Genomic DNA, 15,243 nt, shown 5'->3' with positions numbered 1-15,243 from the left:
TGACCGGCGAAGGAAGTAGTCGGCACGACCGTGCGGGAACCCCGGCAGCCATCTAGGTCCGGACGCACCCCGCGCGGTCCGCTGCCGCCCAGCAGACCTCGAGGGGACGACCGATGACCCGCTTTCCCGCCCTGCGCGCCCACGGCGACGCGCCGGTGCTCACTCTTTTCCGGAATCTCGACAGCTCGCCCAAAGGCCTCACCGAAAACGAGGCGGCCGAACGGTTGCGCCGCTTCGGCGAGAACCGCATCGACGGCACAGACCGCGCGCCTGCCCGTTTCTGGGCCGCCGCGCGGAGCCCGTTCGTCGCGTTGCTGACCGCGCTCGGCGTGGTTTTCGCCGGCGTCGGCGACATTCGCGGCGCGGTGACCGTCGGCGTGATGGTCGTGCTCAGCGTCGGCCTCCGCTTCTGGCAGCAGTCCCGGTCCGAGCGCGCGATCAGCGCGGTTCGCGATCAGATCACCACCACTGTGACCGTGCGTCGGCGCGCGGCGGCGGAGTTTCCCGGTAGCGAGCGCGAAGTGCCCACGGGGGACCTCGTCCCGGGAGACGTCGTGCTGCTCGGGCCCGGCGACGTGATCCCGGCTGACGTGCGCATCGTCGCAGCCAAAGACTTCATGGTCGACCAGTCCGCGCTGTCCGGCGAGGCGCTGCCGGTCGCGAAGCGGGCGCCCCGGCCCGGTAAGCACGAGGAACACGAACTCGTTGAGACGCCCGCGCTCGCCTTCGCGGGCACATCGGTGGTCGGCGGAACGGCGACCGCAGTGGTCGCCGCAACAGGCAGCGAGACCTACTTCGGCGCGCTCGCCAAGCAATCCGCCGAGCCGCGGGCGGAATCCAGCTTCGACGCCGGCGTGCGCCGCGTCGGGTGGACGCTCGTGCGGTTCATGCTGGTGATGGTGCCGATCGTGCTCGTCGTCAACGGCACGGTCACCGGGGACTGGGCGCAGGCCGGGATGTTCGCGGTCGCCGTCGCGGTCGGTCTCACGCCGGAGATGCTGCCGGTCATCGTGACCACGAACCTCGCCCGGGGCGCGGCCGCGCTGTCCCGGCGGCAGGTGATTGTCAAGCGGCTCAACGCCATTCAGGATCTCGCCGCGATGGACGTGCTGTGCGTCGACAAGACCGGCACCCTCACCGAGGACCGGATCGCCTACGCGCACAGCGTCGACTATTCCGGCAGCCCGGACGGCGAAGCGGCCGAGTACGCGGGCCTCGCGGTGCGCTTCCAGACCGACCGGCACGACCGACTGGACGAGGCGATCGAGACGCTGTTCGACGGCGAAGACGACCTGGTCGCCGACGCGCTGTTCACCGGCGTCGCCGAGATCGGCTTCGACCACGCGCGCCGCCGGGCCAGCGTCGTGGTCCGGCGCGGCAGCGAGCACCTGCTGATCAGCAAGGGCGACCCGGACGAGATCCTGCCGCGCTGCAGCCACGCGCGCCGCGACGGTGTCGTCGCCGAATTCGACGACGCCGCCCGCATCGGCGCAGAGGAACTGGTGCGCGCGTACGCCGAACACGGCATGCGGGTGCTCGCGGTGGCCGCGCGGGAAGTCGAACCCAGGCTCGGCGGATTTGACGAAACTGACGAGAACGAGATGATCCTCGTCGGTTTCGTGGGATTCGTCGACCCGGTCCGCGACGGCGTCGTCAACGCGGTGAAAACCCTTGGCGAGCAAGGGGTCGCGCTGAAGGTGCTGACCGGCGACAACCGGCACGTGGCCGCGCGCGTCGCGGATTCGGCGGGCATCCCGGTCGGCGAGGTCGTGCTCGGCCGCCAGGTCGAAGCGGCGGACGACGCCGAACTGCGCGAGATCGTCAAGGACACCACCGTATTCGCGAAGCTCACGCCAGCGCACAAGGCCCGCGTGGTCACCGCGTTGCGCGAGAACGGCCGTGCGGTCGGCTTTGTCGGCGACGGAGTCAACGACGTCACCGCGCTGCGCACCGCCGACGTCGGGATCGCTCCGGACACCGCCACCGACGCGGCCAAGGACGCGGCGGACCTCGTGCTGCTGGAACGCGACCTCGGCGTGCTCGCCCGCGGCGTGGCCGAAGGACGGCGGACGCTCGGCAACACGCTGAAGTACGTCAACATCACCGCCGCGTCCAACTTCGGCAACGTGCTGTCGGTGCTCGCCGCGAGCGCGTTCCTGCCGTTCCTGCCCATCCTGCCGATCCAGCTCGTGGTGTCGAACCTGCTCTACGACCTGGCTCAGCTCGCGCTCGCGTGGGACCGGGTGGACGAGGACTACCTCAGCGAACCGCGCCGCTGGGACGCTCGCGGGCTGACCGGCTTCATGCTCGTGTTCGGCCCGCTGTCGTCGCTGTTCGACCTCGCGACGTTCGCCGTGCTGTGGCACGTCTTCGGCGCGGGCGCGGATCCGCTGCTGTTCCAGACCGGCTGGTTCGGCGAGGGGCTGCTCTCGCAGCTGCTGGTCGTGCTTGTCTTGCGCGGACGCGGGACTCCCCTGCGCGCCAGCCGCCCGGTCGTGCTGGCGACGGCAGCCGCCGCGCTCGTCGGTTTGCTGGTGCCGCTGTCGCCGCTCGCCGGGCCGTTGCGCATGCAGGCGCTGCCCGCCAGCTACCTGCTGTGGCTGGTGCTCGTGCTGGCCGGGTACGCGCTGGCCGCCCAGGCAGCGAAACGCGGTTACGCACGCCAGCGCGCGTGGTGGTAACCGTCCTTTTTCCGGTTTTTCCCGACTATTTCTGAACTTTTCGCACCAACCAGTGGGAGCGCAGATGACGACTGCGGAGATGTTGCTGCGCCTTGGCGCCGGAGTGGGCCTCGGCACAGTGATCGGATTTGAACGCCAATACCGTGCCCGGATGGCCGGCTTGCGGACGAACGCGCTGGTCGCGGCCGGTGCGACGCTGTTCGTGCTGCTGTCCGCGCACGGTTTCAGCGGAGCGAGCGCCGACCCCACCCGGGTTGCCGCGCAAATTGTTTCCGGAATCGGTTTTCTCGGCGCGGGCGTGATTCTACGCGAAGGATTGACCGTGCGCGGGCTCAACACAGCGGCGACATTGTGGTGCTCCGCCGCGGTGGGCGCGCTCGCCGGAGCCGGGCTGTACACAGCCGCTGGCGCGGGCACCGCCGTGGTGATGGCGGTGAACATCGCGCTGCGCCCGCTCGGCCGCGTGGTCGACCGTCGTCCGGCGACCGGCCGCGAAACCCCGACGTCGTACACCTTCCTGGCGGTGACCAAGGACGATTCCGAAGCGCACGTGCGCGCGTTGCTCGTGCAGGCGTTGGCACGCACTGATTTCGCGCTGCAATCGGTCACCAGCACCAATACCGACACCGCCGGGCAGGTGCAGGTGCGCGCCGAACTGTCCGCCGATCAGCGCGACGACAAGCAAATGGAGTCGGCGGTGAGCCGGCTGTCCATGGAGCCGTCGGTGACCAGCGTGCGCTGGCAAGCCGAACTCTCCTACACCGACCAGGACAGCGAGAACTAGACCAATGCTGCGTACCTTCCCCACCCGCGGCGCGCTCGTCCGGCCGCGCCGCACGGTCGCCGACGTGGCGGTGTTCCTCGGCGCCGCCGCGGCGTTGTGGCTGATCGTGCGGCTCGCGCACGGTGCCGCCACGGCGTGGACTCCGGCGACCGCACCGTCCACAGTGTCCACTGATCCGGCCGAACTCCCTTACTACGCCGGACGTTCGCTGCTGCGGATGTTCGTCGCGCTCGTGCTGTCGGTCGGATTCACCTTCGTCTACGCGACCGCGGCGGCCCGGCTGCGGCGCACGGAAAAGATCCTGCTTCCCGCACTCGACATCCTGCAGTCGGTGCCGGTGCTCGGGTTCCTGTCGGTGACGATCACCGGGTTCATCGCGCTGTTCCCCGGCTCGCAACTGGGCCTGGAATGCGCGTCGATCTTCGCGATCTTCACCTCGCAGGCGTGGAACATGACCTTCGCGTTCCACCATTCGCTGGTCTCGCAGCCGCGCGACCTCGACGAGGCGTCCCGGCTGCTGCGGCTGTCCCGCTGGCAGCGGTTCTGGCGCGTCGACGTGCCGAGCGGCCTGATCCCGCTGGTCTGGAACGGCATGATGAGCTTCGGCGGCGGCTGGTTCTTCCTCACCGCCTCCGAAGCGCTCAGCGTCAACAACCAGAAGTTCGCGCTGCCCGGAATCGGCGCGTACGTCGCGACCGCTTCCGAAGAGGGCGATCTCGGCAAGGTGCTGCTGGCCGTCGGTGCGATGGTGGTCCTGGTCGTCGGTGTGAACGTGCTGTTCTGGCGACCGCTCACCGCGTGGTCGGAGCGGTTCCGCATCGAAAACTCCGAAGCCGCCGAGGCACCTCGCAGCCTGGTACTCGACCTGCTGCGCCGCTCGCGGATCCCGGCACTGCTCGGCCGGGTGCTCGGCAAACTGGTGTTCCCGCTCGACCGCGCGCTGGCGGTTTTCGGGCTCGCCGAGTACCCGCTGCGGTTCTCCCCCGCCCGCCGGCGCGCCGCGGACATCGTGTTCAGCGTCGTGGTTTTCGGGCTGATCCTCTACGGCGCGGTGCGCATGGTGCTGTTCATCGGCGAGACCACCGGATACGGCGAGATCGGGCACGTGCTGCTGCTCGGCCTGATCACGTTCGCACGGGTGGTGACGCTGGTGGTCGTCGGCACGCTCGTGTGGGTGCCGATCGGCGTGTGGATCGGGATGAACCCGCGGGTGTCGCGGCTCGCCCAGCCGGTCGTGCAGGTGCTCGCGTCGTTCCCGGCGAACTTCCTGTTCCCGCTGATCACCGCCGTGCTCGTGGCGACCGGGATTTCCCTGGACTGGGGCGGCATCCTGCTGATGAGCCTCGGCGCCCAGTGGTACATCCTGTTCAACGTCATCGCGGGCGCTTCGGCCATTCCGCACGACCTGCGCGAGGCGTCGGCGAACCTGCGGCTGCCGCGAGCGCTGTGGTGGCGTCGGCTCGTGCTGCCCGCGATCTTCCCGAGCTACGTCACCGGTGGGATCACCGCGGCGGGCGGCGCGTGGAACGCCTCCATCGTCGCGGAAATCGTGTCCTACAACGGGGTCACGCTCACCGCGACCGGCCTCGGCGCGTACATCGCCGACGCGACCGGCTCCGGCGATTCCGGGCGGATCCTGCTCGGCGTCGCGGTGATGAGCCTGTACGTCGTCGGCCTCAACCGGCTCTTCTGGCGGCGGCTGTACCGCCTCGCCGAACGCCGGTTCTCCCTGTCCTGAAAGGTATCCTCATGTCCGAAGTCCTCGTGTCCGTCGAGCACGTCAGCAAAAGCTTCCCCGGTTCGGCGGGTGACGAACTGCGCGTCCTCGACGACATCACGCTCGACCTGCGCGCGGGCGAGATCGTCGCGCTGCTCGGCCGGTCCGGCAGCGGGAAATCGACGCTGCTGCGCACGATCGCCGGGCTGATCGGCCCGACCCGCGGCACCGTGCGTTATCGCGGCGAAGAACTCGACGGCGCCAATCCGGGTACCGCGATGGTGTTCCAGACGTTCGCGCTGATGCCGTGGCTGACCGTGCAGGACAACGTCGAACTCGGCCTCGCCGCGCGCGGCATCCCGCCGAAATCGCGCCGCGACCGTGCGTTGCAGGCGATCGACCTGATCGGCCTCGACGGTTTCGAATCCGCATACCCCAAGGAACTTTCCGGCGGGATGCGGCAGCGCGTCGGCTTCGCCCGTGCGCTTGTGCTCGAACCGGACGTCCTGCTGATGGACGAACCGTTCTCCGCGCTCGACGTGCTGACCGCGGAAAACCTGCGCACCGAACTGATGAGCCTGTGGCAGCGCGACGATTTCCCGACGAAAGCCGTCTGCATCGTCACGCATAACATCGAGGAGGCAGTACTGCTCGCCGACCGGGTGCTGGTCCTCGGCGCCAACCCCGGGAAGCTGCGTGCGGAGGTGGAGATCGACCTCGCCCGGCCGCGCGACCGCAAATCCCCCGCGTTCGCCGCGCTGGTCGAACGGCTCTACGACCTGCTGACCGGACGCGATCCGGCGGCCGTCGAACCCGCGCAGGCCACGCCCACCGCACGGCCGCTGCCGCCCGCGTCGGTCGGCGGCCTCGCCGGGCTCGTGGAACTGGTGCACGCCCGCGGCGGACACGCCGACCTGCCGGATCTCGCCGCCGAACTGAGCTTCGAGGTCGACGACCTGCTGCCGCTCGTCGACGCGGCAGCCCTGCTCGACCTCCTGTTCGTGGCGGGCGGCGACCTGCACCTGACCCCGGTCGGCACCGCCTTCACCACCGCGGACATCCAGACCAGCAAGAAGATCTTCGCCGGTCAGGTCCGCGACCGGGCGCCACTGGTCCGCACCATCGTCAACGCGCTCACCGCCAGCTCGGACGGCACGCTGCGCGCGGAGTTCTTCCTCGACCTGCTCCGCCGCGGCTTCTCCGCCGCCGACGCCCGGCAGCAACTGGACACGGCGATCGACTGGGGCCGGTACGCCGAGCTCTTCGACTACGACACCGACAGCGACCGGATCGCCCAGACGACCGCCGAATAGCTCAGCTCTCCGGAGCCGTCTCCACGCGCGGCGCCGGGCTGTCCGCCGGGGCGTCCGGAGCCGGGTCCCGGTTCACCGCCGCGATCGCGAGCGCCCCCATCACCGCCACCGCCGCGAACAGGTAGAAGCCCCACGGATACGCCAGCCCCGCCGACAGCAGCAGCCCGGTCACCAGCGGCCCGGACATCGCGCCGAACCGGCCGATCCCGCTCGCCGCGCCGAGCCCGGTGCCGCGTGCTTCGGCGGGGTACACGCGGGCGATGTACACGTAGACCAGCACCTGCGAGCTGAAGGTGAAGATCCCGGCCAGCAGCACGCCGGCGTACACGCTCGCCCCGGGCAGCTTGATGCTCAGCAGCGCCAGGAACACCGCCGCCGCGGCGAACCACAGGATGGTCGAACGGCGGTAGCCGATCTTGTCCGCGACCCGGCCGCCGACCAGCAGGCCGATGACCGCGCCGACGTTCAGCACCAGCAGCAGCGCCAGCGCCGCGCCGAGTTCGTAGCCCGCCGCGCGCATGATCTGCGGCAGCCAGGTGTTCAGGCCGTAGACCAGCAGCAGCCCCATGAACGACGTCACCCAGAACGCGATGGTCGCGCGGCCGTAGCCGTGCCGGAACAGGACGCCGAGCGGGTTGCGGTTGCGCCGGGCTTCCTTCGCCCGTTCCAGCGCCTTCGATTCGGGCAGGAACTTCATCATCAGCGGCACGAGGATCAGTGCGGGCGCGGCCCCGATGACGAACATCCACTGCCAGCCGAGCCGTTGCAGCACCAGGATTCCGAGCAGCGCGGTGAGCACTGCGCCGACGTGGTAGCCGGTCATCAGCACGGTGGTCGCGCTGCCGCCGCGGCCGATCCGCGCGTACTCGGTGATCAGCGCCAGCGCGGTCGGCAGCACGCCGCCGAGCCCGAGCCCGGCCAGGAACCGCAGCACGCCGAACAGCCACGGCCCGTTCGCGAACGCGCAGAGCAGCGTGCAGACCGAGAAGCTGGCCACGGTCAGCAGCATCATTCCCCGCCGGCCGAACAGGTCGCTGAGCGGGCCGATCGAGAACGCGCCGACCGCCACGCCGAGCAGCCCGACCGCGGAGATCAGCGACGCCGTGTTGGGGTCGAGCCCCCACGCTTTGTCCTTGAGCAGCGCGGGCAGCACGACGCCCAGCACCACCAGGTCGAACCCTTCGAGCGCCACCGCCGTCCAGCACAGCGGGGCCACCCAGCGGGCGTGGCGCGCCCGGGGATCAGTCGAGACCGTCATGTCATCACCTGCGTCGTCGGAGGGGACCTGGGCCGGATTGCTTCTAGAACGGGTACTGCGGAAGGTCGCCGCGCACGGTGACCCACTGGGTTTCGGTGAACGCCTCCAGGTTGGCCTGCGCGCCGCCGTGCCGGGAGCCGGTTCCCGAATCCCCCACCCCGCCGAACGGGGCGAGGGCCTCGTCGTTGACCGTCTGGTCGTTGACGTGCACCAGACCGGACGGGATCCGCTCGGCCAGTGCCAGCCCCCGCGCGGCGTCCCGGGTCAGGATGCCCAGCGACAGCCCGTACTCGGTACCGCCGGCCAGGCGCACTGCTTCGTCCACTGTGGAGAACGGCACGACCGGCGCGACCGGGCCGAACACCTCCTGGGCGTAGGCGGGCGCGGCGAGCGGGACGTCGGTGAGGACGGTCGGGCGGTAGAACAGGTCCTCGTAGGTGCCGCCGGTCGCGATCTTCGCGCCAGCCTCCGCGCTCCCGGTGACCACCGAGTGCACGCGGTCGCGTTGTCCCGCGTCGATCAGCGGGCCGAGCGCGACGTCGCCGGTCGCCGGGTTGCCGACGGTCAGCTTGGCCGCGTGCTCGGCGAGCGCGGCCGCGTAGTCGTCGGCGATTTCGGCGGCGACCAGGTGGCGTCCGGTCGCCATGCAGATCTGCCCGGAGTGGTTGAACGAACCGAACGCGCCGACCGACGCGGCCTGTTCGACGTCCGCGTCCGCGAGCACGACGAGCGCCGAGTTGCCGCCGAGTTCGAGGTGCACGCGCTTGAGCCGCTCCCCCGCCGCCGCGGCGATCTTGCGGCCCGCGTTCGTGGAACCGGTGAACGCGATGACGCGCACCAGCGGGTCCTCGACCAGCGCGGCGCCGACGTCCGCGCCGCCGGGCAGCAGGTGGAACAGGCCTTCGGGCAGACCGGCTTCCTCGAAGATCCGGGCCAGCACGACACCGCCGCACACCGCCGTGCGCGGGTCGGGCTTCGCCAGCACCGCGTTGCCGAGCGCCAAGGCGGGCGCGATCGCGCGGATGGAGAGGATCACCGGCGCGTTGAACGGCGAGATCACGCCGACCACCCCGGCCGGAACCCGGCGCGCCATCGACAGCCGAGGCTGGCTGGAACGCAACAGTTCCCCGTACGGATGTGCGGCGAGCGCCGCCGCCTCGTGGCATTCCTCGGCCGCGACCGCGCGGGTCTGGAACTGCGCGAACGCCCGCGTGGCACCGGATTCGCGGACAAGCCAGTCGTCGATCTCGTCGCCGTGGTCCTCGAAAAGCCGCGCAGCCCGGCGCAGCACCCGCGCCCGCTGGTCGTATGGCTTCGCAGCCCACTCCCGCTGTGCTTCCTGCGCCGCCGCCGCTGCGTTGGCGACGTCTTCCGGAGCCGCCGCGCCCACTCGGGCCAGGGTGTTCCCGGTAGCGGGCTCGACCGCGTCGTATTCCCCGCCTGCGCCGGGGATCCAGCCGCCGGAGAAGATCCGGCCCTGCCATCCGGTTCCGAGCAACGTCATGCCGTCACCGCCACTTCCAGCACCAGCGGCTCCGTGCGCGCGGCCAGCGTCGGCAGCACCTCGTTCAACACCGACTCCAGTTCCTCGTAGGTTTCCGCGCGCCGCGCCGGGCAGCCGAGCGATTTCGCGAGCCCGCTCACGCTGACCTCATCGAACCCGGGCCACGGCGCTTTTCCGCCCCCGGCCGTGCGTTCGCCGTGCCGCACGGCGAGTTTGTCCATGATCGCGTAGCCGCCGTTGGACAGCACGATCACGAGAACGCCGACGCCGTAATGCGCGGCGCTCCACAACGACTGGATCGAGTACAGCGACGAACCGTCCCCGATCACCGCGACCACCGGACGCTTCAGCCCGCCCATCCGCAGCCCGATCGCCGCCGGAATGCCGAAGCCCAGCCCGCCCATGGCCGCGCTGAGGAACCCGAGCGGTTCGCGCGCCGGGACGTACGCGTGCAGCAGCGGACGGCTCGACGGCGATTCCTCGACCAGCACCGTGTCCTGGGGCAATCGGCGCGCGAGCAGGCCGAACACGTGGTCCGGTCCCAGCGGCGCACCCGCCTCCGGCGCCCCGGGCAACTCGACCGTCCGGCCGATCTTTTCGGTGCCCGCTTCCCGCGCCGGAACCAGCTCCGCCAACGGCCCGCACACCGCCGACGGCCGCGCCAGCACGGCGAGGTCGACCGGGCTGCGGTGCGCTTCGTTCGGATCGTCCGTGACCACCGCGATGCGGGTGCCCGGTTCGGTCAGCTGTCCCGGTTCGCGCGGGTACTGGCGGAAAACCGGTGCGCCGACCGACAGCACCGCGTCGTGTCCGGACAACGCTTTCCGCAGTCCTTCCCGGCCCGGCGGCAGATGCCCGGCGAACTGCGGATGGTCCTGCGGGAATCCGGCGCGCGCCCCGAACGCCTCCTGCCACACCGGGCACGCGAGCTTTTCCGCCAGCGTGGTCAGGCCGCGCCACGATTCGGCGTCGTCGGCCCCCGCACCCGTCACGATTACCGGATTGGTTGCGGTACCGAGGAATTCCGCCAGCTCGGCCAGCACCGCGGGCTCGGCGGCGTTCGCGCGGACCAGCTTCGCCGGGGCGGGCAGCGGCTCGTCCACGCCCGCCAGCTCCGACCAGTCGTCCATCGGCACGATCACCAGCGCCGGGCCGCGGTGCTCGCGCGCCTCGTGCCAGGCGCGGGCGAGCGCGCCCGGAACGTCCTGCGCCCGCGGCGGTTCCGCGATCCACACCGGCGTGGGCCGGGCAAGATCGTCGAGCCGATGGCCGGTGAGGAACGGCTCCAGCGCGAGGTGGCGGCGGTCCTGCTGCCCGACGAGCACGACCAGCGGCGCACGGTTGACCCGCGCGGTCGCGAGCGCGCCGACCGCGTTCCCGAGCCCCGCGGTGGTGTGCAGGATCGCGACCGCGGGCCGGTCGTTCGCGAGCGCCCAGCCGGTCGCCATGCCGACCACCGAACCCTCGTGCAGCGCCAGCACGAACTCGAGGTCGTCGGGCAGGTCGGTGAGCAGCGCGATCTCGGTCGACCCGGGATTGGCGAACACCGTCGTGGCGCCGAACCGGCGCAGCACGTCGAACGCGGCGTCGCGAACGGTCGGGGCAGGGCTCACGGACTTCTCCTCGGCAGTGACGGCAACGAGCGGTCCGGAGTCTCCCGGCTCGATCTTCCGCCGCCCAGCCCCTCTTCCACTCAGCGGAAAAGTTCCTCAGCCTTGCAACGCCCGCGTGACCCCCAGCGCGGCCATCCGGACCACCGGCACGAGCGGCGACAGATTCGGCGTGCAACTGGGCACCACCACGGAAATCGCCGCGACGACCTGATCGCCGGGCCCGCGCACCGGAGCAGCGACCGACGACGCGCCCTCGGTCATCTCGTTGCGGGAGATGCAGAACCCCTGCAGCCGGACCTCCGCCAGCACCTGCCGCAGCCGCGCCGGGTCCGTGATCGTCCCGCTGGCCCTGCGCTCCAGCCCGCCGGCGAGAATGCTCTCGAGACATTCCGGCGGCGCGTGCGCGAGCAGCACCTTGCCCGGCCCCGCCGCGTGCAACGGAAGCCGCAGCCCGACCCGCGAGGTCACCACGACATCCGGATGCGCCTCGAGCTTTTCCAGATACAGCGCCCGGTCCCCGTCCAGCACGACCAGATGGACGACCTCGTGCGTCACCTGCAGCAGATCCTGCAGAAACGGCAGCGCGACGTCCCGCAGCTCCCGCCCGCCCGGTGCCTGCGCCCCGAGCTGCCACAACCGAAGCCCGATCCGGTACCGCCCTCGGCCGGTGCGCTCCAACGCGCCCCACCCGGTCAGCTCGGCCAGCAGCCGATGCACCGTGGCAGGCGCGAGCCCGGTCGCCCGGGTGATCTCGCCGTGAGTCTGCTCGGGTCGGCCGGAAAGAAACGAATCCAGCACCGCGAACGCGCGGCTCAAGACCGTGCGCCCGGGTTCGGCGGCGTTGCCGGCGATCGCGTGCCTCCGGGGCTGCGGTGGAACAGGACGGGGACTGGCCGCCCATCATCCGCCAGTCCCGCGAACACGGCAACCCAACTTCCCCCGGACCGTCCACACTGGACGCGAGCCCGGCGCTCCCCGCCCCGAGGTCCGTGAGGGCCACCCTCATTGACTCTGATTCCCTCAGGGTTCCCCTCACGACCAGCCGCCGGGCGTGAGGGGCCCCTTCACGGACTTGGATTCCCTCAAGGAGCCCTTCACGGACCCGCCCGGCTGCCCGCCGCTCGGATGCCGCCCCAATGCGGCATTGGGTGCATCTCACGCACCGAACGCCACATTGGGTGCGTCGGATGCACCCAATGTGGCGTTGGGGCGCTAGCCCCGACCACCCACGAGACCGCAGCCGATGCACCCGCTATCGAGGCACCCAGCCCCTCCCCCGCACCCCGATACGAAGCCTCCCTGCGGTTCGGGGGTGCTTGTCAAGGCATCTTTCCCGCCTTGACAAGCACCCCCGAACCGTCAGCACAATCAACCTTCGGGGTGCCCCACGCAACCCCTCAAAGCAATGTCGCCGGAGGCGACGAGCCGAACCTCACCCCCGAAACGTCCGAACCTCCGGACTCACCTCCAAAGCATCCCGATTGAACGTCACCTCCACCCCTCGCCCCCGCAACCGAGACGCCCCCTGATCAAGCTTCCACCCATCCACCCGAACCCCAACCCGCGGATGCCGCCGAACCTGCCCCTCATCCAACCGAACCCGAACACTCGCCGCGTCCCCGCCGACCAAATTCAAATAATTGTCACTGAACGTCGCAGGAAGAACCCGCTCCCCAGTCCGCACGTCATAAACCTGCAAATGCACCATCAACGCCACCGACTCGCCGACATTCCGCACATCCACCGCCACCTCAGCCCCGTCGCCCCCGCGCGAAACCCCGGCGATCACCGAAACAGCCGCCCCAGGCATCCCCTCCAACCCGGCAAACCCAGCCTCCAGCCCAGGCTTCTCCACCCAATAGAAACTCCGAACAACCTCCGATCCACGCGAATCCCGAAGCACCAACCGAACAAAAGCAACCTCAGACGGCGCAGCACCAACCTCCGAAGCCGCCCGCCCAACCACAGCACGGTCAGACCCAGCCACCCCGCCCACCGGCATCGAGGCACGAGCGAACTCCACCCCGTCGACCCCGTAAAACGAGGCTTCAACACTCCCCCGAACCACAGCCCGGGAATGATTAGCCACAATCACATCGAAGTTCCGCGCATCCAGCACCACGTTAACCCGCCGACAAGCATGCTGAACCGCATAGAACGACGAATGCGCCTCCAAATCATGACTGTACATCTGCCAGACAAAACTAGGCTGCGCAGGATTAGTCATCCACATGATGACCCCAGTACGCGGATAAGGCCCAACACTCCGCATATAAGCAACCGGAGCCTCGTAAATAGCCCGAATACACTCGTAATTCATCAACTGCGACTTACGCGCGAAATCCGCAAGATTCCGGACCTCCCCATACCGCTCGCCAGTCAGCCGAAGATACCCCGCACCACCCCCATTCCCGCCGTTCCCGTTGACATCCCGATCAGCCCAGAAATCATCCGGATGCTCCCACGAAGCCTCCGGAAGCATCTTCCGCATGAACTCCAACGTAGGAATAGAATAAGACCCGACCTCATTATGAAACGGCGGCCACTGCGTACCGTCATTCAACGCGAAATGCTTGGCAGGCGGCACCCAGTGGTACGGCCCGCCAGACCGGTACCCGTCAACCGGATTCTCCCCGGTATCCCCGGCAGAACTAGTCAACACCACCCGCTGCGGATCCAGCTCGGCAACCAGCGCGTCCAGTCCGTCGATCAACGGCTGCGGCGGCGGCCCCTCGTTGCCACCGCACCACAGCAGGATCGACGGATGATTGCGAAACCGCACAATGCAATCCCGGATATTGGCGAGATCCCGCTCAATATTCTCCGCAGGCGGCCCCTCAGTGGAACAGAAGAAGTCCTGCCAGACCAGAATTCCGTACTCGTCGCAGGCAGCAAAGAAGTCCTCGGTACTGCTCTGCCCGTTCCAGTTCCGGATCAAGTTGAGATTAGCGTCCCGATGCAACCGGACCTGCGCCCGCAACCGCTCCCGAGGGATCCGCTTGAGCGCCTCGTCCAGCCCCCAGTTCCCGCCCATCACCAGGATCGGCTGATTGTTGACCGTGATCGCCAGACACTGCGTCACCGCCCCGGACGGCGACCGAATCGGCGTCGTGTACTCGATCCGCCGGATCCCGAAGTCCACCGTCCGTTCGTCGTGCACCTGCCCGCCGGACTCGACCCCGACCGTCAGCCGGTACCGATACGGCTCCCCATACCCGTTGGGCCACCACAGCTTCGGCCGATCCACCCGCAGACAGGCGATCTCCTTCGACGTCAGCTTCACCGACGACGCCCCCGCCGGAACACTGACCGTCCGCCGGAACCCCCGCCCGTCAAGGGACCCCGTCACCATCACGGACTTCCCGGCAGCACTGTCCACCGCGAGCGAGACCGAGACCTCCGCCGTCCGCAAATCCTGCGACAGCGTCGAGGTGACCTGGACATCAGCCACCCGCACCGGCCCCGTGGTACGCCAGGTGACCGGCTGCCAGATCCCCAGATCCCGGTCCGGAATGGTGGGCAGCCAGTCCCACCCGGCGGTGCAGAAGAACGTCGGCCCGTTCTTCAGCGTGATCCCGGTCGGACCGCCGTTGCGCCCGCCGCGCGTCACCCCGCTGGCGTAACTCGGCAATGCGGGCGGATCGGTGTAGTCGAGCTTCCCGACCAGCACCGCCAGCCAAGCGACCCCGTCCGCCTCGGCCACGATGTCCGTGACGTCGAAGACCGCGCGCTTGAACGCGCCCTCGACCGTGCCGACCCTGGTCCCGTTGAGCCACACAGTCCCGAGGTAGTTGATCCCGTCGAACTGCAGCCAGAACCGCTGCCCTGGCACCAGCCGCGGCACCCGGAACGCGACCCGGTACCAGTAGCCGGTGTCCTTGAGGGTGTCCGGGACGGTGTCGGTCACGATGTGGCCGTACAACGGATCGGGATACTCGCCGTTGGCGATCATGCTCGTCAGCGGAGTCCCCGGGACAACGGCGGGCTTCAACCCAGCGACGTCCTTCGCGCTGGCGAGCACACTCCCGTCCGCAGCCGTGCCGTCGGCCGCGACAAAGGTCCAGCCACTGCCGATCTCGCCGCCGACCTGAGGCGGACGCGCGTCCGGAGCTGCCTCGGCGGTGCCGGACACTCCCAACGCGCCGAGCACACCGCCGCTCGCGACAGCAATCCCGCCGGACAGAAACCGCCTGCGATTCACCTGGGTCACGTCGCTCCCGTAGCCTCTGACATCGTTGTCACCCGCACTTGAACCCTATTATTCGGCCGTTCGCGGGCCCGATGTCAAGCGGCGTAAGGAGGTTTCCGCGCCGCCGCAAGGTTTCTGTCGGGCGGACAACCGGCGGCGGCGCCCCAGCGTGACCGGCGCTGCG

9 protein-coding genes are annotated in these 15,243 nt (G+C 69.6%); 4 read left to right on the top strand and 5 right to left on the bottom strand.

All coding sequences use genetic code 11. From position 1 onward, the window contains the following. The first annotated feature begins 113 nt into the window (after positions 1–113). From mgtA to FKO37_RS23820, 4 genes are all read left to right on the top strand, one after another. Entirely contained in the window at positions 114–2,681 is a 2,568-nt protein-coding gene (gene mgtA, locus FKO37_RS23835) for a magnesium-translocating P-type ATPase (protein ID WP_238605802.1), read from the top strand. Positions 2,682–2,745: 64 nt separating this feature from the next. After that, the gene (locus FKO37_RS23830) at positions 2,746–3,465 is read left to right on the top strand and encodes an MgtC/SapB family protein (protein WP_037811423.1); all 720 of its coding nucleotides are present in this window, start codon (positions 2,746–2,748) and stop codon (positions 3,463–3,465) included. A 4-nt stretch (positions 3,466–3,469) separates the two neighbouring features. Then, positions 3,470–5,203: an ABC transporter permease subunit gene (locus FKO37_RS23825; protein ID WP_134661750.1), complete on the top strand. Its 1,734-nt coding sequence runs from the start codon at positions 3,470–3,472 to the stop codon at positions 5,201–5,203. Positions 5,204–5,214: 11 nt separating this feature from the next. After that, positions 5,215–6,495, top strand: a complete 1,281-nt coding sequence (locus tag FKO37_RS23820; RefSeq protein WP_134661751.1) for a nitrate/sulfonate/bicarbonate ABC transporter ATP-binding protein — start codon at positions 5,215–5,217, stop codon at positions 6,493–6,495. Position 6,496: 1 nt separating this feature from the next. Here the strand turns inward: FKO37_RS23820 and FKO37_RS23815 are convergent, their stop codons facing one another. The 5 genes from FKO37_RS23815 to FKO37_RS23795 all read right to left on the bottom strand — a co-directional run bounded on the left by FKO37_RS23815 (position 6,497) and on the right by FKO37_RS23795 (position 15,080). Next, complete coding sequence (locus tag FKO37_RS23815) at positions 6,497–7,753, bottom strand: aromatic acid/H+ symport family MFS transporter (protein ID WP_134727353.1); 1,257 nt, start codon at positions 7,751–7,753, stop codon at positions 6,497–6,499. A 43-nt stretch (positions 7,754–7,796) separates the two neighbouring features. Next, positions 7,797–9,257, bottom strand: a complete 1,461-nt coding sequence (locus tag FKO37_RS23810; RefSeq protein ID WP_238605801.1) for an aldehyde dehydrogenase family protein — start codon at positions 9,255–9,257, stop codon at positions 7,797–7,799. Continuing rightward, positions 9,254–10,870 (bottom strand): thiamine pyrophosphate-dependent enzyme, encoded by a 1,617-nt coding sequence (locus FKO37_RS23805; protein ID WP_238605800.1) that lies wholly within the window; start codon positions 10,868–10,870, stop codon positions 9,254–9,256. Before FKO37_RS23805 ends, FKO37_RS23810 begins: the two co-directional genes overlap by 4 nt. 96 nt (positions 10,871–10,966) lie before the next feature. Then, positions 10,967–11,686 (bottom strand): IclR family transcriptional regulator, encoded by a 720-nt coding sequence (locus FKO37_RS23800; RefSeq protein WP_078870404.1) that lies wholly within the window; start codon positions 11,684–11,686, stop codon positions 10,967–10,969. 616 nt (positions 11,687–12,302) lie between these two features. Next, positions 12,303–15,080: a sugar-binding domain-containing protein gene (locus FKO37_RS23795; RefSeq protein WP_238605799.1), complete on the bottom strand. Its 2,778-nt coding sequence runs from the start codon at positions 15,078–15,080 to the stop codon at positions 12,303–12,305. Positions 15,081–15,243 lie beyond the last annotated feature (163 nt).

It is taken from the genome of Amycolatopsis sp. Poz14 (assembly GCF_006704225.1).
In the GTDB taxonomy this organism is placed as follows: Bacteria; Actinomycetota; Actinomycetes; order Mycobacteriales; family Pseudonocardiaceae; genus Amycolatopsis; species Amycolatopsis nivea.
Note: the sequence above shows the minus strand (reverse complement) of the source record. Positions and strands in the feature narration are given on the sequence as shown.